This is a genomic window from Pseudoalteromonas sp. NZS100 (genome assembly GCF_015864815.1).
Classification (GTDB): Bacteria; Pseudomonadota; Gammaproteobacteria; order Enterobacterales; family Alteromonadaceae; genus Pseudoalteromonas; species Pseudoalteromonas distincta.
In genome coordinates this window covers 1-18,700 of record NZ_JADYWM010000024.1, presented here as the reverse complement: position 1 = coordinate 18,700, position 18,700 = coordinate 1, and the positions used below count along the sequence as shown (strand labels likewise).

At 40.4% G+C, this 18,700-nt stretch carries 16 protein-coding genes; all 16 read right to left on the bottom strand.

Features of this window, described 5'->3' with window-relative positions:
* Positions 1–134: 134 nt before the first annotated feature.
* Entirely contained in the window at positions 135–632 is a 498-nt protein-coding gene (locus tag I6E69_RS18315; RefSeq protein WP_197121840.1) for a DUF2059 domain-containing protein, read from the bottom strand.
* A 130-nt stretch (positions 633–762) separates the two neighbouring features.
* Positions 763–1,095: a Na+/H+ antiporter subunit G gene (locus tag I6E69_RS18310; protein WP_007378492.1), complete on the bottom strand. Its 333-nt coding sequence runs from the start codon at positions 1,093–1,095 to the stop codon at positions 763–765.
* Between the two features lie 9 nt (positions 1,096–1,104).
* The gene (locus tag I6E69_RS18305; protein WP_007378493.1) at positions 1,105–1,374 is read right to left on the bottom strand and encodes a K+/H+ antiporter subunit F; all 270 of its coding nucleotides are present in this window, start codon (positions 1,372–1,374) and stop codon (positions 1,105–1,107) included.
* Positions 1,368–1,904, bottom strand: coding sequence for a Na+/H+ antiporter subunit E (locus I6E69_RS18300; protein WP_002958499.1), 537 nt, complete (start codon positions 1,902–1,904; stop codon positions 1,368–1,370). Before I6E69_RS18300 ends, I6E69_RS18305 begins: the two co-directional genes overlap by 7 nt.
* The gene (locus I6E69_RS18295; RefSeq protein WP_024595965.1) at positions 1,904–3,421 is read right to left on the bottom strand and encodes a monovalent cation/H+ antiporter subunit D; all 1,518 of its coding nucleotides are present in this window, start codon (positions 3,419–3,421) and stop codon (positions 1,904–1,906) included. Before I6E69_RS18295 ends, I6E69_RS18300 begins: the two co-directional genes overlap by 1 nt.
* On the bottom strand, positions 3,418–3,771 hold the full coding sequence (locus I6E69_RS18290; RefSeq protein WP_010554685.1) for a Na+/H+ antiporter subunit C: 354 nt from the start codon (positions 3,769–3,771) through the stop codon (positions 3,418–3,420). The genes I6E69_RS18295 and I6E69_RS18290 overlap by 4 nt, the downstream gene beginning before the upstream one ends.
* Complete coding sequence (locus tag I6E69_RS18285; protein WP_024603510.1) at positions 3,771–6,563, bottom strand: monovalent cation/H+ antiporter subunit A; 2,793 nt, start codon at positions 6,561–6,563, stop codon at positions 3,771–3,773. Before I6E69_RS18285 ends, I6E69_RS18290 begins: the two co-directional genes overlap by 1 nt.
* A 215-nt stretch (positions 6,564–6,778) precedes the next feature.
* On the bottom strand, positions 6,779–7,954 hold the full coding sequence (locus I6E69_RS18280; RefSeq protein ID WP_197121873.1) for a hypothetical protein: 1,176 nt from the start codon (positions 7,952–7,954) through the stop codon (positions 6,779–6,781).
* A complete protein-coding gene (gene nlpI / locus I6E69_RS18275) occupies positions 7,941–8,819 on the bottom strand; it encodes a lipoprotein NlpI (protein WP_002958493.1) in 879 nt (292 codons plus the stop codon). The genes I6E69_RS18280 and nlpI overlap by 14 nt, the downstream gene beginning before the upstream one ends.
* 141 nt (positions 8,820–8,960) lie before the next feature.
* The gene (gene pnp, locus I6E69_RS18270) at positions 8,961–11,087 is read right to left on the bottom strand and encodes a polyribonucleotide nucleotidyltransferase (RefSeq protein WP_002958491.1); all 2,127 of its coding nucleotides are present in this window, start codon (positions 11,085–11,087) and stop codon (positions 8,961–8,963) included.
* Between the two features lie 621 nt (positions 11,088–11,708).
* Positions 11,709–11,978 (bottom strand): 30S ribosomal protein S15, encoded by a 270-nt coding sequence (rpsO, locus tag I6E69_RS18265; protein WP_002958490.1) that lies wholly within the window; start codon positions 11,976–11,978, stop codon positions 11,709–11,711.
* A gap of 153 nt (positions 11,979–12,131) precedes the next feature.
* Positions 12,132–13,091 (bottom strand): tRNA pseudouridine(55) synthase TruB, encoded by a 960-nt coding sequence (gene truB, locus I6E69_RS18260; RefSeq protein ID WP_002958489.1) that lies wholly within the window; start codon positions 13,089–13,091, stop codon positions 12,132–12,134.
* Positions 13,075–13,557, bottom strand: a complete 483-nt coding sequence (rbfA, locus tag I6E69_RS18255) for a 30S ribosome-binding factor RbfA (RefSeq protein WP_002958487.1) — start codon at positions 13,555–13,557, stop codon at positions 13,075–13,077. Before rbfA ends, truB begins: the two co-directional genes overlap by 17 nt.
* 109 nt (positions 13,558–13,666) lie before the next feature.
* Positions 13,667–16,327 (bottom strand): translation initiation factor IF-2, encoded by a 2,661-nt coding sequence (gene infB / locus I6E69_RS18250; protein WP_002958484.1) that lies wholly within the window; start codon positions 16,325–16,327, stop codon positions 13,667–13,669.
* A 25-nt stretch (positions 16,328–16,352) separates the two neighbouring features.
* Positions 16,353–17,852 (bottom strand): transcription termination factor NusA, encoded by a 1,500-nt coding sequence (nusA, locus tag I6E69_RS18245; RefSeq protein ID WP_002958483.1) that lies wholly within the window; start codon positions 17,850–17,852, stop codon positions 16,353–16,355.
* 39 nt (positions 17,853–17,891) lie between these two features.
* Positions 17,892–18,347, bottom strand: a complete 456-nt coding sequence (gene rimP / locus I6E69_RS18240; RefSeq protein ID WP_002958482.1) for a ribosome maturation factor RimP — start codon at positions 18,345–18,347, stop codon at positions 17,892–17,894.
* Positions 18,348–18,700: the final 353 nt, after the last annotated feature.

Below are 18,700 nucleotides of genomic sequence, written 5' to 3'. Positions count from 1 at the left end.
TCTAAGGGCGTGTTGATCATTGGTGATTTAATTTATGCAGACTGTTTGGTCTTTAGGCAAGGCAGAGCCTATGTAGTGTGGTTATTCTCCATAAATAGGCGATAACGCAGCATAAATACCAAACATGCGCTGCCCTAGTTTGATTCGCTACGGCTTTGCTCTAATTCGTCGCTTAGTTGCTGCGCTAAAGTTTGTATTTTAGGCATAGCATCTTTCATTAAGCTTTGTGACATTTGCATAGACTCTTGCATTACAACAGGCATTTTTTCAAGTATTTTTTGCCCTGTATCTGTTTTATAAAACGCTAGCATATCGGCAATTTCTTGCTCACTAAAATGTTTGTCGTACACGCTAATCATCATTGGCTGCATTTTAGCCCAACTCATCTCAGTTTTTAATACCGTCGTCATGTCGCCGTAGTACTTATCAAAAATTGCTTGCTCAGAAGGCTTAACACCCATTTGGTCTGACATGCCTTTCATCATACCTTCAACCTGGCCGTACATAGAATCGACCATTGAATCTAAATTCATTACTTTAATGAGTTCATCTATTTTTTGCTGCTTAGTATTTTGTTCAGCATATAAACTACTAGAAAAAATTAGCAATGATAAAAGTAGTACCTTACCCATAATAATATCCTTTCATATAAATAATGGATTTATAGTCACATGAATAATTTGTATTGTAAAGGGTACAAGCAATCATTAAAAAGGCCGAATAAAATGAACTTATTCGGCCTTTTATAAATTAATTTTTGCGTTAGTCGTCTTCTACATTATCTAGGCCTTTAGTGCCTTCTTTGGCTTTTAACTTATGATGAATAGCTGACTTTATTAGCATGTAACCACTAATCGGTGCCGTAATTAGTAAAAATATAGTAATGAGTATTTCTTTAACACTTAGGCCATGCCCTGAATTTGCAAAATAAACCATAGCAGCAATTAACATACTCGCCATGCCCAACGTGGTTGCTTTAGTTGGTCCATGTAAACGCATAAAAAAGTCAGGTAGTTTAATTAAACCTATTGAGCCAATTAAAATAAACGTACCACCAAATAACAATAATATTGATACAACCCATTCGCTGATCATGTTTTCACCTTATTCAATTATATCGCCACGTAGTAAATACTTACACACTGCAACCGTACTTATAAAACCTAGCATGGCAATAAGCAGTGCAGCTTCAAAATAAAGCCCTGTATCCATACTAATGCTGTATAAAATAATCAGTGCGATGACGTTAATGTACATAGTATCGAGCGCTAAAACACGGTCAGGCACTGACGGACCGATGATCAATCGCCATAAATTAAGCAATAATGATAAGCCAATCATCGAAAAAACAATGAGTAATACAGTATCTAACATTGAAATATCTCCTTTAGTGGAGCTTCGTAGCGTTGTTTTATTTGTTTGATAAGTGCTTCTTCATCTTTAAGGTCAAGCACATGTATCAGTAAGTAGCGTTGCGTTGGCTCTTCACCTTCAGGTAGCGACTCAGCAATTGGATAAACCTCTGCACTCACAGTACCAGGTGTAAGCGATACACAACTAGCCAATATAGTAATTGGCATGTCGTGTGTTAAATCTATAGGAACTTTTATAAAGGCCGGACGCAATTTTTTTGATGGTCCAAGTATAAGTAAAGCCACTTGTAAATTTGCAACAACAATATCGTATAGCACTATAAGTAACTGCTTAAGCGCCAAGCCTGGCTTTAAAATCAGTGGCTGAGGGTCTCGAAACGAAAAACTTAATATAGGGATAAGTATCGCAAAAATAGTCGCTAATACTAAGTGCCCTACCGATACGCTATTGTTTAACAATAACCAAACCATAAACAAAAATAAGCTACGAAATGGCGTTGGTAACCAACGAAAACGGGCTTGTAATCTCATCACATGCCTCCTTTAAGTACAGCATTAATACCGCCGCTTAGATCATGTAACTGAGTAGCAGCATTTAGCATATATTCACTTATTGGTCCGCCCAAAATAACGAGCAATGGCGAACATGCAAGTAAAGCTATGATTACAGTTACCTGCAACGGGTGTGCACTTGCACAATCGGCATTTTCGCTACTTTTGCTTCTATGCTCCCAGAACAAAGTTGTGCCAGCGCGCGAAAGCGCTACTAACAACGCAAAACTTGTTACTAAATATACTGGCCAAAATAGTAAAGCTTGCTCACTGTTTAATGTCGCTTTAAGTATCCAAATTTTACCTACAAAGCCTGATAGTGGTGGCATACCAACTACCGTCAAAGACGCAATAATAAAGCACACACCTAATAAAAATGGCTGTTTTACAGAGCGACCTGCTACTAGTCTATCGCCAACTTTACCGCGCTGGATTGAAACTAAGTCTGCTAGTAAAAATAGTGCGGCACTAACAAGTGTTGAATGCACTAAATAATATAAAAGTGCAGCAGTGGCATTTACATTTTGCAATGCTATTAGCGCAACCAGCGTACCTACCGATACTAATACTAAGTTAGAGGTGAGTTTACGTAAGTCTTGTGCTGCCATCACACCAATTGCACCTACTATAATGGTCGCAATTGCTAAGCCCCAAAGCCAAGGCTGCGCCATGTGTTCAAGCGCTCCTGCTTGTTCGCCAAATATCACCGTATAAACACGAAGCATAGCGTAAACGCCTACTTTAGTCATAATCGCAAACAATGCAGCAACCACAGGTTTAGCACTTGCGTAAGTATTTGGAAGCCATAAATGCAGAGGTAATAGTGCGCCTTTTAAAGCAAATACTATTAATAGTAGTAAGCCGCCTGCTTTTGCTAGATATACATCATCACCTGTAAGTAGTGATACCTTTTGCGTCATATCTGCAATATTAAGCGTACCAAGCACACCGTACAAAATCCCCAAACCGATTAAAAATACACTTGAGCCAACTAAATTCAATATTACATATTGCAATGCCGCGCGAGTATTTTGTTTATCACCTGCGTGCATTAACAATGCATAAGATGCAATCAGTAGCACTTCAAAAAATACAAATAGGTTAAATAAATCGCCAGTTAAAAACGCGCCATTTACACCTAATATCAAAAAGTGAACAAGTGGGTGATAAAAGCTGCCTTTTTCATCATCACCAGCACTACCATATAAAATAGCGCCCAAACCTAAAAATGAAGTTAACGTAACCAATAAGGTAGACAACATATCGGCTACTAAGACTATTCCAAATGGTGCAGACCAATTACCAATAGCGTAAACGTTAATACCTGTATTATTAACATGTACAAGTAAAAGCACACTAATGGCAAAAGTAGCTATTGCCATTACAATTGAAACTAAGCGGCGAATTTTAACGCTTTTACCACATGGTGGCAGCAGTAAAATAACGGCCGTCAGCATAGGTAATAAAATAGGGAGCGAAGCTAAATGTTGGATCATTTTTGCTCCTTATTATCTGCAGAGGTGTTAGGCACATAACCATCAACATGATCGCTACCTAAATCGGCGCGTCCACGTATTGCCAAAATAACCACGAATGCGGTCATCGCAAAACCAATAACAATAGCTGTAAGCACTAAAGCTTGAGGTAATGGGTCGGCGTATTCTGTACCAGTACCAAGCACTACCGCTTTATTAATAGTAAGACGACCTGCTGAAAATAAAAATAAGTTAACAGCATATGAAATCATAGTAAGCCCAAGTACTACAGGGAACGTACGAGCTCTTAGCAGTAAAAACACACCGCAACTGACCAATACTCCAACGCAAGATGCGTACAATAATTCCATTAAATATTTACCTCTTTTTTCTGGGTATCTGCCGTCATATTACCTAAGCTTGCCAAAATCATTAGCGTAGCGCCTACAACCGTTAAGTAAACACCTAGGTCAAATGCAATCGCGCTGGCAAGCTCTGTTTTACCGACAAACGGAATATCAAAGTAGTCAAACCAAGTTGTTAAAAATGGCTTATCAAAGAACCAGCTACCCACACCAGTGAACAGTGAAATACCAATGCCTGAAGCTATGATTTTACGATAATTAACATCAAAACGTCCGTTTATCCATGCTGTACCATGCGCCATGTATTGCAAAATAAACGCGATTGACGTTACCAGTCCTGCAATAAAGCCACCGCCAGGTAAGTTATGTCCGCGTAAGAAAATATATGCAGAAACCAATAACGCAAGCGGTAATAAACTTTGTGAAATACTCGCCAGTAATATTGGATGGCGCTCTCGTGCCCATGGGCGCCCTTCGCTGTCACTTGCTGGCATAAATAATGGGATTCGAGAAAGTACTTTAAATATACCTAATGCGGCAATGCCTAATACGGTAATTTCACCAAGCGTATCAAAGCCCCTAAAGTCGACTAAAATAACGTTAACTACATTAGTACCACCGCCACCAATTTTAGCGTTAGCAATAAAGAAGTCTGAGATTGAATCTAATGGACGTGTAAGTAATGCATAACAGATACTCGCTATAACTACACCTAACGTAGAGGCAATTCCTAAATCTCGAAGTACGCGTAATGAACTTGATTCTTTTGGCGTATGCTGGGGCAAGAAAAACAATGCCAGCATAAGTAAAATAATAGTAACAACCTCAACAGTTAACTGTGTAAGCGCTAAATCTGGAGCAGAAAAACGTGTGAACACAACCGATACCATTAACCCTACGATTGAGAGCATTAACAACGATACCATTCGAGAGCGATGCCAAATAACGGTAGCAAGAGCACCAATAATCAATAAGCCCGCACCAATTGCATTGTGCACATCAACAGGGGTAAGTGGCATGCTGCCAGCAAGTTGTTGCATTTCAAATAATGGCCAACCGGCACACAGTAAGACTACCGCTAACATAATTACTAGGTAGCGCTGCAGCGATCCATTTTCGATACTGCTTACCTTTGACTGACACCAAGCAACAACACTTAAAATTACACGTTCAAAGGTTTTTTTAGCATTTAAAGGTGGTAATGATGCTTGAAACTGAAATAGATATTTACGATTAATATAAATAAATAAACCGCCAGCAATCGCCATTGCACTCATTAATAGAGGCAAGTTAAACCCGTGCCAAATAGCCAATTCGTAAACTGGCATTTCTTTTCCAAGTACAGCTAAAGAGGCCGCAGATAAAATGCCATCAATTGTAAAGTGTGGGAACATACCCACTAGCAAACAAATCACAACTAATATTTCTATTGGTACTCGCATATAACGTGGCGGTTCGTGCGGCGTGCGAGGTAAATCGATTGGCTCACCATTAAAGAACACGTCATGAATAAAGCGTGCGGAGTACGCAACAGCTAATGCGCCTGCAACCGTTGCCAGTACTGGAATTAACCACGACATAGAACCAAGCACTTGCTGATGCAGCGTTTCTGCAAAAAACATCTCTTTAGACAAGAAGCCATTAAGTAATGGAACCCCTGCCATTGCAGCCGCCGCGACCATTGCAAGCGTTGCAGTGTATGGTAAGTATCGCCACATACCATTTAATTTACGCATATCGCGCGTGCCTGTTTCATGATCGATAATACCAACGGCCATAAATAACGACGCTTTAAACGTTGCATGGTTAATTATATGAAATATAGCAGCAACAGTCGCAAGCTCAGTATCAAGCCCTAGTAATAGCGTTATTAAACCCAAATGGCTTATTGTTGAGTAGGCTAACAATCCTTTTAAATCGTGTTTGAATAATGCTATATAAGCACCAAACAACAGCGTAGCTAAACCTGTTAATCCAACAAGTAAGAACCACGTATCGGTGCCAGCTAAAGCCGGATGAAAACGTGCTAACAAAAATATACCGGCTTTTACCATGGTTGCAGAATGTAAATACGCGCTCACTGGCGTAGGCGCTGCCATTGCATGAGGAAGCCAAAAATGAAATGGAAATTGTGCCGATTTAGTAAACGCACCCAATAGCACCAATACTAATGCTACTTCGTATAAATCGTGAGATTGAATTATCGCTTTACTCGCTAGGATAACATCTAGGTCATAACTACCAACAATATCACCTAATAGCATTAAGCCTGCAAGTAACGCTAAGCCGCCCGCGCCTGTTACAGCAAGAGCCATACGAGCCCCCTTTCGCGCTTCAGACTTATGCCACCAAAAACTAATTAATAAAAATGAGCTGATGCTCGTTAATTCCCAAAACAACCACAGCTGAATAACATTGTTAGACATAACAATGCCAAGCATTGCGGTCATAAACAGCATTAAATAACTATATAACTTAGCCATTGAGTCGTTGGCACTGAGGTAGTAACGCGTGTAGAGAATAACGAGCAAGCCTATGCCTAAAATCATAAACATAAACAATAAACTGAGGCCGTCTAACCGCAGAGATAGGTCGAGCCCTATTGACGGGATCCAAGCGAAAGAGTAACGAATGGTTTCGCCCGCTAAAACTGCAGGTGCATGGTATAAAGTTATTCCCAAAGCCGTTAGAGGCGCAAGAGCCGTTAAACTAGTGCTTAAATTGCGGGATAACTTACCTGTGCATGCAGAAATAACACTGCCAATTAAGGATAACAAGGGTATCCAGAGCAAAGTCATAATGTAGGGCCTTTTATAATCATAAGTTTATCAGGGCATCTCTTTTTAATACTAAGGGATGCTTTTACTGCCTGTTTTTAAACGACATTAATGACTATAGTTATACTGAAAAACACTGATTTTGTCTATAAAAAGCGGTTCTGTATGGGTGTTTTTTAAACATGAACTAACAATTTATTAAGCCTACAAAAACAATTAATTAATACTGATAATTGTTAATTTAATATGGCCTTATTTGCAAATGTAAGCGCGCTGGAGTGGCGATAAGAATTACCATTGGTCATATCTAAATGCTTCAACCAAATCTCTCTATACTGCGCCGAGAGCCCTAACTGCTGATATTGCATAATAGACCAATTTTCACTAGGTTTATATGCAACACCACCTATCTGGCAACTCTTTGCTTTATGCCAGCCTATTGGGGGCGACTCATCATGAGAAATAAATAAATTAGGTGCCACAAAACCCGTTTTTGCACACAACCATGCTTGTTTAGCTTTAGGTAACGCATATTCATCTTCAAAACCGTTAAAATGCATCAACTCATGCAAAAACACACTGTATTTTGCTTTTGAGTTTATTAGCATTGTTCCTTTAGTAACATTAGCCGTTCCATCTTTTGGCATCATTACTATAAAATCAAAATTGTTAGGAAGCTGGTTATTGAGTTTAGCTGATTGCCAGTCACACTTTGCTATTTGATTAATGCTACTTTTACACTCAAGCATACCTGCAACGTAAACTGGTTTTGAAAAGCAAAAAATATTTTCACGGGGCTCTGGCTGTTTATTATAAGCATTAATAAACTCGGTGAGTTTATATAAGCCACTACGATGATCGCTCATAGCCAGCACGTTAAACATACATTGCTTATTAGGTTTGCTTATATTTCTTAAAGATGAAAAACCGAGAGCGTGGATAAACTCACTAGATACTTTACTCTGTGGTGTTTTTAACTGAAGTTTTAGATGATTTAGCACATCCCCTGCTGGTAATTTGTTTTTACTAGCGAGTAACTTTAAATCGCTCCAACGTGAGTGCTCAAGTAACTTTGTTGCTAATATTTTACGCTCTGGGATTGTTAAGTCATTTATAGCGGAGAGCCAAAATTGTTTTGCAGTATCGCTCTGACTGTTTTTAATAAGCTTAAGAGAATACATATATTGGGCTGAAGAAATTTTACTGCGGGCGAGTATAGCTAAAGAGGTATTTGGTAACTGCTCTAAGTGATCAGAAAAATAACCAGGTGATTTCCAATAACTTTGTAGCACATTAGCTTTTGCGTTTAAAACATGCCAAAAGCCAATAGCGCCTAGGTGATTACTCGAGCCTGTAATTAACAAACAACATAGTAATACACCTATTAATTTAAAACGCTTAACTTGCGTCAACACCTTGCATCAACTCAAGCTCTAAACGCGCATATTTGTACTCAATAAACTCGTGTACATTAGTTGCTAGCGCAAGCCTAAAGTAGTCTGATGCTAAATACAGCTCACCTGCTGCTTGATGCATTTTAGCTAAATAAAAATAAGCTTCGCATAAACGCTGCGCATATTCTTGCTCAGTTCTAACACCATCACTAATGCCAGATAAAAATGCATGTTCACTCATATCCCCCGTATAAAGAGAAATTAACTGGTACGCCCATTGTGATTCATCAAGCGCAGTGGCATTTTGTTTAAGTGCATCAAGCGCAACGGCTTTATCCTCTTGTGCTTGTGCTAAATAAACCCATAAAACTCGGTACGGATCTTTTGGAGAGCGAGCTAAAAATTCATTAAAATCATTTTTAGCAAGGCCTGCTCTGTCGCCGTAATACAGTGCGATACCTCGATTTAAATAGGCGTATTCATGCTCTTCATCAAGTTCAAGGGCAGAATCGAAAAACTCATAGGCTTTTTCATACTGCTGCATAAGCGTATGTTGAATACCTAAAAAATTATACACTTCAGCTAAATCAGGCTTAAGCTTTACTGCGCGATTAAAATCAATACGCGAAAGAGTTGTCATACCTAGACTATCAAAAAGTACACCACGGTCGTAATAAAGCTTAGCTTGTTGCTCTTCGCTTAAGTCGGCTCTATTTAATAGCTCTGAGTAGCGTGCAATAGCAATTTCACTTCTAAAGTCAGAAGCTAAAGGTGCAGTAAATGGCACATTAACAATCGGGGTTGGTTCTGATTCTGTTGTAGTTTGGCAAGCGCTTAAAGACAAAATAGCAAAAGATGCCAAAGCTAAATGTTTGAGTATCATTAAAATCCTTAATACCAAGATATATCGCGATTAATATAAGACAGACCTTGTCCAATAAGGTTTCATTAAAGCATAAAAAAAGGGGCTAAACAGCCCCTTTTTTACTATCTAGCTAATATAACTAGATTAATAAGTTAGCAATTACGCGTCAGTTGGCGCGTCAGCTGCAGGTGCTGCTGATTCCATTGCTTCTTTAATACTTAGACGTACACGGCCTTGGCGATCTACTTCTAGTACTTTAACTTTAACTTCTTGACCTTCAGAAAGGTGATCAGCCACGTTATTAACGCGCTCAGTACTAATTTGAGAAATATGTACTAGACCATCTTTACCAGGAAGAATGTTTACAAACGCACCGAAGTCTACGATACGTACAACTTTACCTTCGTAGATAGTACCTACTTCAAGTTCAGCTGTTAATTGCTCAATACGGCTAATTGCATTAGCTGCACTTTCGCCATCTGTAGCGGCAATTTTAATTGTACCGTCGTCACCGATTTCAATCGTTGTACCAGTTTCTTCAGTAAGCTGACGAATAGTTGCGCCACCTTTACCAATAACTTCAGCGATTTTCTTCTGTGGGATTTTCATTGTGTATATGCGAGGAGCAAACATTGATAGCTCTTCAGAAGGAGCAGAAATCGCTTCATCCATCACTTCTAAGATATGTAAACGTGCAGCTTTTGCTTGTTTAAGCGCAATTTGCATGATTTCTTGAGTGATACCTTCGATTTTGATATCCATTTGAAGTGCAGTAATACCTGCAGCAGTACCAGCAACTTTAAAGTCCATGTCACCTAAGTGATCTTCATCACCTAAAATGTCAGAAAGAACAACGAATTTATCGTCTTCTTTAACTAGACCCATCGCAATACCAGCAACAGATGCTTTAATTGGTACACCCGCGTTCATAAGTGCTAGAGAAGTACCACAAACAGACGCCATTGAAGAAGAACCGTTTGATTCAGTAATTTCAGATACTACACGGATTGAGTAAGGGAACTCAGTAAGTGTAGGCATTACAGCTGAAATACCACGCTTAGCAAGGTTACCATGGCCGATTTCACGACGCTTAGGAGAACCAACAAAACCAGTTTCACCTACACAGAATGGAGGGAAGTTGTAGTTAAGCATAAAGTGGTTTTTATGAGTACCAGTTAAATCGTCGATTAACTGTGAATCACGTTCTGTACCAAGTGTCGCTGTTACTAACGCTTGAGTTTCACCACGTGTAAAGATAGCAGAACCGTGAGTACGCGGTAATACGCCAGTCATTACGTCTAGTGCACGAATCATATCTGGTTCACGACCATCGATACGTTTTTCGCCAGCAGCGATACGGCCACGAACGATTTTCTTCTCAAGTGAACCGAAGATTTTGCCAATTTCTTGCTTGTCTAAAGACTCGCCTTCAGCAAGTTCAGCTGTTAATACTGCAACAACTTCATCTTTAGCTTCACCAAGAGCTTCTTTACGCGCTACTTTATCAGTGATTAAGTAAGCTGCGCCTACTTTTTCAGCAGCAATAGTTGCTACTTTATCTTCTAATGCAACATTTTTCTCAGGTGCAGTCCAATCCCAAGTAGGCTTGCCTGCTTGCGCTTTAAATTCTTCGATTGCAGTAATGATCGCTTGAGATTGCTCATGACCATATACAACAGCGCCAAGCATTACATCTTCTGCAAGTACGTTAGCTTCTGATTCAACCATAAGTACCGCTTTATCAGTACCGGCTACCACTAAATCAAGTTGGCTTTCTTCAAGCTCTTTTAATGTAGGGTTAAGTACGTATTCGCCGTTGATGTAACCAACGCGAGATGCACCAATTGGACCACTGAACGGGATACCAGAGATAGCAAGTGCTGCTGAAGTACCAATCATCGCAACCATATCAGGTTGGATTTCAGGGTTAACAGAAACAACAGTAGCAATAACTTGTACTTCGTTTACAAAGCCGCTTGGGAAAAGTGGACGAATTGGACGGTCAATAAGACGTGCAATAAGAGTTTCGCCATCGTTAGGACGGCCTTCACGCTTTAAGAAACCACCAGGGATACGACCAGCAGCGTACATACGCTCTTGGTAGTTAACTGTTAGTGGGAAAAAGTCTTGACCAGGTTGTGCTTCACGCTTACCAACAACAGTTACTAAAACTGAAGTGTCGCCAATGCTTGCAAGTACAGCGCCGTCTGCTTGACGAGCGATTGCACCAGTTTCTAGAGTCACTGTATGTTGACCTAGTTTGAATTCTTTAATAATTGCTTGCACTTAAAATATTCCTTAAATGTATTCTAATAAGTTGTCATCAAAGTACCAATTACAGTACATAATTGTATTCAGTTGGAAATCAATTAAGTACTACAATTGGCAATGATGTGAATAATTGCAGATAAACCTTTTTACCTACGCGCATAGTATATACCAAAGCTACTTCAAAATGCGAGTCTAGGGTGTGTTGATCTTTGTGGATTGAAATTTGTTCAATCTAGGGGCGATTTAATCACGGCGCGAGATTTGTAACCTAGTGGGCTAAGTAAAAATCGAGCAACAAAGAGTTAATCGCCCCTAGGATGAACCCGCAGGGCAGCGCATGTTTGGCATTTATGCTGCGTTATCGCCTATTTATGGGGGAATAACCACACTACATAGGCGCTGCCTTGCCTAAAGACCAAACATACAGCTGCAAAATTAATCACGAAAGGTCAACACACACTAGCTACTAGATTTAAGCTGGGCTAATGAGCGGGTAAATACAACGATGCTTGATAAGCTATGAAATAGGAGTTTTACAATATAATTCAATAAGTTTATAAATTTGTTTTATTTTCAAACACAAATTTTAGGCACAAAAAAAGGAGCTAAAAAGCTCCCATTTCTATAATCTAGTTCTTAACGACGTAGGCCAAGTTCTTTGATTAGTGCAGTATAACTAGTGATATCTTTACCTTTAAGGTAATCAAGTAGTTTACGGCGAGTGCTTACTTTACGAAGCAGACCACGGCGTGAGTGGAAGTCATGCTTGTGATCAGCAAAGTGACCTTGAAGCTTGTTGATATCATAAGTAAGTAATGCTACTTGTACTTCTGATGAACCTGTATCGCCTTCTGCACGTGCAAATTTAGCAATGATATCGATTTTTTCTTGATTGCTTAGTGACATAGTAACTCCAAAAATTAAATTTAAAAGGTGTCTTAGCCGATCACTAATTCAGCCAAAACGATTAAGCCGGCGTATTCTACCAACTGTGGGAATAACTACAAGTTAATTATTCCCATCTACAACTAATAAGCCACTGCTGGGCACACTAATTGCTTATTCAGGCTTTACGTAATCATCTTGCTGGCTAGCAAGACCACGTTTAACCTTTAAATGGCCACTTGAGTTGCGCTCGCCAGTACCAATAAACACACCATCCGCAACAACTTTAATTGCCCCCTCAGGTAAAGCTTCTGGTAACTCGACTGCTTGCCCATGACTAAATACTTTGCCCTGCTCTTTCGAAATTTCAATAACAGGTAAATCAGTTAAAGCAGTGTCTATAGGTAATAACAACGAGTCTAAATAAGTAGAAGGCGCAAGCTCTTCTGCTTTCGCTTTAGCAAGCAACGCTTCAATTTCATCAAGCGAAACCATTTTATCTGCCGGGTACTGACCAACAGCAGTTCTGTGAAGCATTATAACGTGTGCGCCACACCCTAGGTTTTCGCCCAAATCATCAACGATTGTACGAATATACGTCCCTTTTGATACATGAGCCGTCATTTGTAATACGTTGTTTTGTTCATCAAATTCGTCAAACGATAAGCTAAACACATTTATTTTTCTGCATTTACGAGGGACTTCAATACCCTCTCGTGCGTACTTATATAATGGTCTACCTTGATACTTAAGTGCTGAGTACATTGATGGATATTGATCTGACTCACCAACAAAAGCTGCAATTTCTTTTGTTAACTGCTCACGCGTCACATTCACATCTTTCGTGCTTACGATTTCGCCATCAGAATCTGATGTCGTTGTACGCTCACCCAGTTTTGCACGAACAATATAGGTTTTATCTGTATCGAGTAAAAACTGCGTAAACTTAGTCGCCTCACCAAAACAAATTGGCAGCATACCTGTAGCAAGCGGGTCTAAAGCCCCAGTGTGGCCAGCTTTTTGTGCAAAATAAACACCTTTCGCTTGCTGCAGAGCTTTATTTGATGAAATGCCTTGCGGTTTGTTTAACAACAAAATACCGTCAACTGCACGGCCTTTACTGCGCTTTGCCATCTGTATCAGTGCCTTCTTCGCTATCTGTATCTTCTACGTGCTTAGTACTTTGTTCACTATCTGAAATATCAGCATCAACACTTTCTACATCTTCATCGACATGCTTTGCGTTATCTTCGCGGATAATAGAATCCACTAAATTAGAAATACGCATACCTTCCATCAGTGAATTATCAACTACAAACTTTAACTCAGGCATTATACGAGCACGAATACGCTTACCAAGTAACGAGCGAATATAACCCGTTGCTTCATTAAGTACTTTAGCGCTTTGCTTAGCTGCATCTTCATCTTGTGTGTTAAACACAGTGATGAAAATTTTGGCATAAGATAAATCACGCGATACTTCTACCGCTGACACTGTCACCATACCTAAGCGTGGATCTTTAATTTCGCGTTGTAAAATTACAGCAATTTCTTTTTGGATTTGCTGTGCAACACGATCAGTGCGAGAAAATTCTCTCATTGCATTTGTCCTAAAATCATAACTTATTGAAATTTAATAATAAGCTAATTAAATAATGGATACACAAATGGGGGCTAAGCCCCCATTTATTAGTTTAGCGAGCTAACAATTAAAGAGTACGTTGTACTTCAACTGTTTCAAATACTTCGATTTGGTCACCAACACGTACGTCATTGTAGTTCTTAACGCCGATACCACATTCCATGCCGTTACGAACATCAGCAACATCGTCTTTAAAGCGACGAAGTGACTCAAGTTCACCTTCATAGATAACCACGTTTTCACGTAGTACACGGATTGGAGCGCTACGTTTAATAACACCTTCAGTAACCATACAACCAGCAATTGCGCCAATTTTTGGAGACTTGAATACGTCACGAACTTGCGCAAGACCAATGATTTCTTGTTTAAACTCAGGTGCTAGCATGCCTGACATTGCTTGCTTAACTTCTTCGATTAAGGCATAAATTACGCTGTAATAACGAAGGTCTAAGTTTTCAGTATCAATCACTTTACGAGCAGAAGCATCAGCACGAACGTTAAAGCCAACTACAATTGCGTTAGACGCTGCAGCTAGTGTCGCATCAGTCTCAGTAATACCACCAACACCAGAGCCTACAATCTTCACTTTTACTTCATCAGTAGAAAGTTTAGTTAGTGAATCAGAGATTGCTTCGATAGAACCTTGAACATCTGCTTTAAGTACCACGTTAACTTCAGAAACATCACCTTCAGTCATGTTAGTAAACATGTTTTCAAGCTTAGCTTTTTGTTGACGTGCTAGTTTAACATCGCGGAACTTACCTTGACGGTATAAAGCAACTTCACGCGCTTTACGCTCATCTTTAACTACAGTTGCTTCGTCGCCCGCAGCTGGAATACCAGAAAGACCTAAAATCTCTACTGGAATCGATGGACCTGCCGACTTGATGTCTTTACCGTTTTCATCGCGCATTGCACGAACACGGCCATACTCAAGACCACATAATACGATGTCACCTTGGTTAAGCGTACCAGATTGAACAAGTACTGATGCAACTGGACCACGGCCTTTATCAAGACGAGATTCAATAACAACACCTGCAGCCATACCTTCGGTAGGGGCAGAAAGCTCTAAAAGCTCAGATTGCATAAGTACGGCTTCAAGAAGGTCATCAATACCTAGACCAGTTTTAGCTGAGATATGAACGTACTGCGTATCGCCGCCCCATTCTTCAGGGATAACGTCTAGCTGAGCTAGTTCGTTTTTAACGCGATCTGGATCTGCGCCTTCTTTATCCATTTTGTTTACAGCAATGATTAAAGGAACGCCAGCTGCACGTGCGTGCTGTACCGCTTCTTTAGTTTGTGGCATAACACCATCATCTGCTGCAACCACTAAGATTACGATATCTGTCGCTTTAGCACCACGAGCACGCATTGATGTAAATGCAGCATGTCCTGGAGTATCTAAGAAGGTAATCATATTGCCGTTTACATCAACATGGTATGCACCGATATGCTGTGTAATACCACCGGCTTCGCCAGAAGCAACCTTCGCAGAACGAATGTAATCTAGAGTCGATGTTTTACCATGGTCAACGTGACCCATTACAGTTACTACTGGAGCACGAGGCTCTGACTTACCATCTTCATGGCGGTCGTTAAGTACTGTTTGCTCTAATTCGTTTTCTTTAACAATGATAACCTTGTGACCCATTTCTTCTGCAACTAGTTGTGCAGCTTCTTGGTCGATCACTTGGTTAATAGTAACCATGTCACCCATTTTCATCATTGTTTTAACAACTTCAGCGCCTTTAACAGCCATGCGTGATGCAAGCTCAGCTACTGTAATTGTTTCGCTAATACGCACTTCATTTTTAACATCAACAGTTGGTTTTTGGAAACCATGCTGCAGCGATGCTGGTGCTTTTAATTTAGACTTGTTACGGCCTCTTGACGCTGCAAATTTATCTTTTGCTGGCGCTTTTTTCTTTTTCTTAGCACGGCGAGTGCCTTGCTCATCACGAGCATCGGCAACATCTTCTGCTTCACGTGCATAAGTCGAAGTCGTAAGATGGTGATCCGCTGTTTCTTCGCGTTTCTTACGTTCTTCTTCTTCTTTCTTCCAGCGTGCTGAATTCTCTTCAGCTAGCTTTCTTGCCTCTTCTGCTTGACGTTTCGCTTCTTCTTCAGCTTTCTTCAATGCGGCCTCTTCTGCTTCTTTTTGCAGACGCTCAGCTTCTATGCGATCTTTCTCAGACTTAGCACTTTGCTCTGGGGTCATCTGCTTTTGTTTCGCTTTACGCTCTGCATCAGCTTTGCGTTTAGCTTCTTCTTTGGCTTTACGGTCAGCTTCTTCTTTCGCTTTACGTTCTGCCTCTTGTTTCGCTTTTAATTCTGCGGCTTCTTGTTCAGCTTTTTGTTGCTGTTCAAGACGGGCTTTTTCTTCAGCGGCTAAGCGTGCTTGCTCTTGTTCTTGTTCCATTGCGCTTTTCTTCACGTAGGTACGTGTTTTGCGAACTTCAACTTGAACATCTTTAGCTTTACCCGTAGAACCAGTCACACTTAATGTGCTTTTGCTCTTACGTTGTAAAGTCATACGCGCTGGGCCATCTGAACCTGTACCACCATGATGCTTGCTTAAATGATCAAGTAACGTTGCTTTTTCAGCTTCTGTTACGTTATCAGTTGCTTGCTTAGTGATACCTGCTTGTGAAAACTGCTGTAGCAATTTATCAACAGTTGTACCTATATCGCCGGCTAGTTTTTCAACATTTACTTCTGCCATAGTGTGTAATACCTCCGTTAATAAATTACTCGTCTGCAAACCAACAAATGTTTCGTGCAGCCATAATCAGTTCACCCGCTTTTTCAGATGAAAGTTCTGTGATATCAACTAATTCGTCAATACCTTGCTCTGCCAAGTCTTCAAGTGTAACAACACCTTTGCTTGCCATAACAAATGCTAAGTGACGCTCTAAGCCTTCAAGCGCAAGTAAGTCTTCAGCTGGCTCTGCGCCATCTAAGCTTTCTTCCGTTTTAAGTGCTTTAGTTGTCAATGCATCTTTTGCGCGTGAACGCAATAAATCTACAGTCTCTTCATCAAGACCATCAATTTCTAAAAATTCAGACGCAGGTACATACGCCACTTCTTCAAGTGTCGAGAAACCTTCGTTAATAAGTAATGATGCAAACTCATCATCTATATCTAAATTTTCAGTGAATAAGTTAAGTAACTTATCAGATTCAGCTTCATTTTTAGTACGCATGTCTTCAACAGTCATTACGTTTAGTTCCCAGCCAGTTAATTGGCTTGCTAAACGAACATTCTGACCATTACGACCAATTGCTTGCGCTAGGTTATCGGCTTCTACAGCGATATCCATTGAGTGAGTGTCTTCATCCATTACGATTGAAGCAACTTCTGCTGGCGCCATTGCATTGATAACAAATTGTGCTGGGTTGTCATCGTAAAGTACGATGTCAACACGTTCGCCACCAAGCTCAGACGATACAGCTTGAACTCGTGCGCCACGCATACCAACACATGCACCAATTGGATCAATGCGTTTGTCGTTAGATTTAACAGCAATTTTAGCGCGTGAACCTGGATCACGTGCAGCTGCACGTAACTCAATCATCTCTTCGCCAATTTCTGGCACCTCAATGCGGAATAATTCCATTAGCATTTCAGGTTTAGAGCGCGTTACAAATAATTGTGCACCGCGTGCTTCAGGTTTAACTTCATATAAAAGACCACGGATTCGATCACCCGGGCGGAAGTTTTCACGTGGCAACATATCATCACGGTAAATTACCGCTTCTGCGTTGTTACCTAAATCAAGTACGATTGCATCGCGAGTTGCTTTTTTAACAACACCCGTTACCAGCTCGCCTTCTTGATCTTTGTATGCTTCAACAACTAAAGCGCGCTCAGCTTCACGTACTTTTTGTACGATAACTTGCTTAGCCATTTGTGTTGTAATACGGTCAAATTTGATTGAGTCAATTTGCTCTTCAACATAATCACCCATTTGCAAATCAGGTTCTTCAACCTGTGCTGCTTCTAGAGTGATTTCGCTGTATGGGTTCTCTAATGAACCATCTTCTAATACAGCGGCAATTTGCCAGCGACGGAACGTATCGTAATCACCGGTTTTACGGTCAATGGCTACACGTACTTCAATTTCGCCATCGTGTTTTTTCTTTGTCGCTGTCGCTAGAGCGAACTCTAGAGCTTCAAAAATCTTTTCTTTTGGAACCGCTTTCTCATTGGAAACGGCTTCAGCAACCAATAATATCTCTTTTGCCATGGGTAATGCCTCGCTTGCCCTATTCCTTCGCACTCGAATTTAAAACTTCGCGATTAAATTCGCACGTTCGATGTTACTAAGCATGATCAGATGCTCTGCACCATCGCTAGATAGTGTGATCATATCGCTGCTAACTGCTACTAAGTCGCCTTTAAAATTACGACGACCATCCTGTGGAAGTTTAGTACGCACGCGTACTTCCTCTCCTTGCGCCTGCTCGTAGTGATCTTGTTTGAATAATAGACGATCAACACCAGGAGACGATACTTCCAAATCATATTCATTTGTAATTGGGTCTTCGACGTCTAAAATCGCACTAATTTGGCGACTGGCATCCGCACAGTTATCAACTGAGATCCCATCCTCATGAGCAATATATACTCTTAAGGTAGAATGGCGACCCGCTTGTACAAATTCAAGACCATGCAACTCAAAGCCTAACATTTCTACCGCAGGCGTTAACATGGTTACTAAATCTTGTTCAAGTTTTGTCACGAAAATCCTCCATACAAACAAAAAAAGGGCTTATAGCCCTAAAATACTGAGTTTAAATTTTAATTTGATAGCAATTGCCACAAATCGTAAGGTGCAGATACAACAACGCCCCGAACCAAGCGGGGCGTCACACCAATAAAGCATAAAACTGTGTGGCCGAGGGCCAAGCTTGGTTGCGAGTCAGTAAACTGACCTAATTAAACTACATAGCCTAAAACGCAAAACGCGCATTACTTAGAATGCGCGATATAAATTAGTAAGGTAATACCTACTAGTAGAATTGGTTGCGGGAGCCGGATTTGAACCGACGACCTTCGGGTTATGAGCCCGACGAGCTACCAGACTGCTCCATC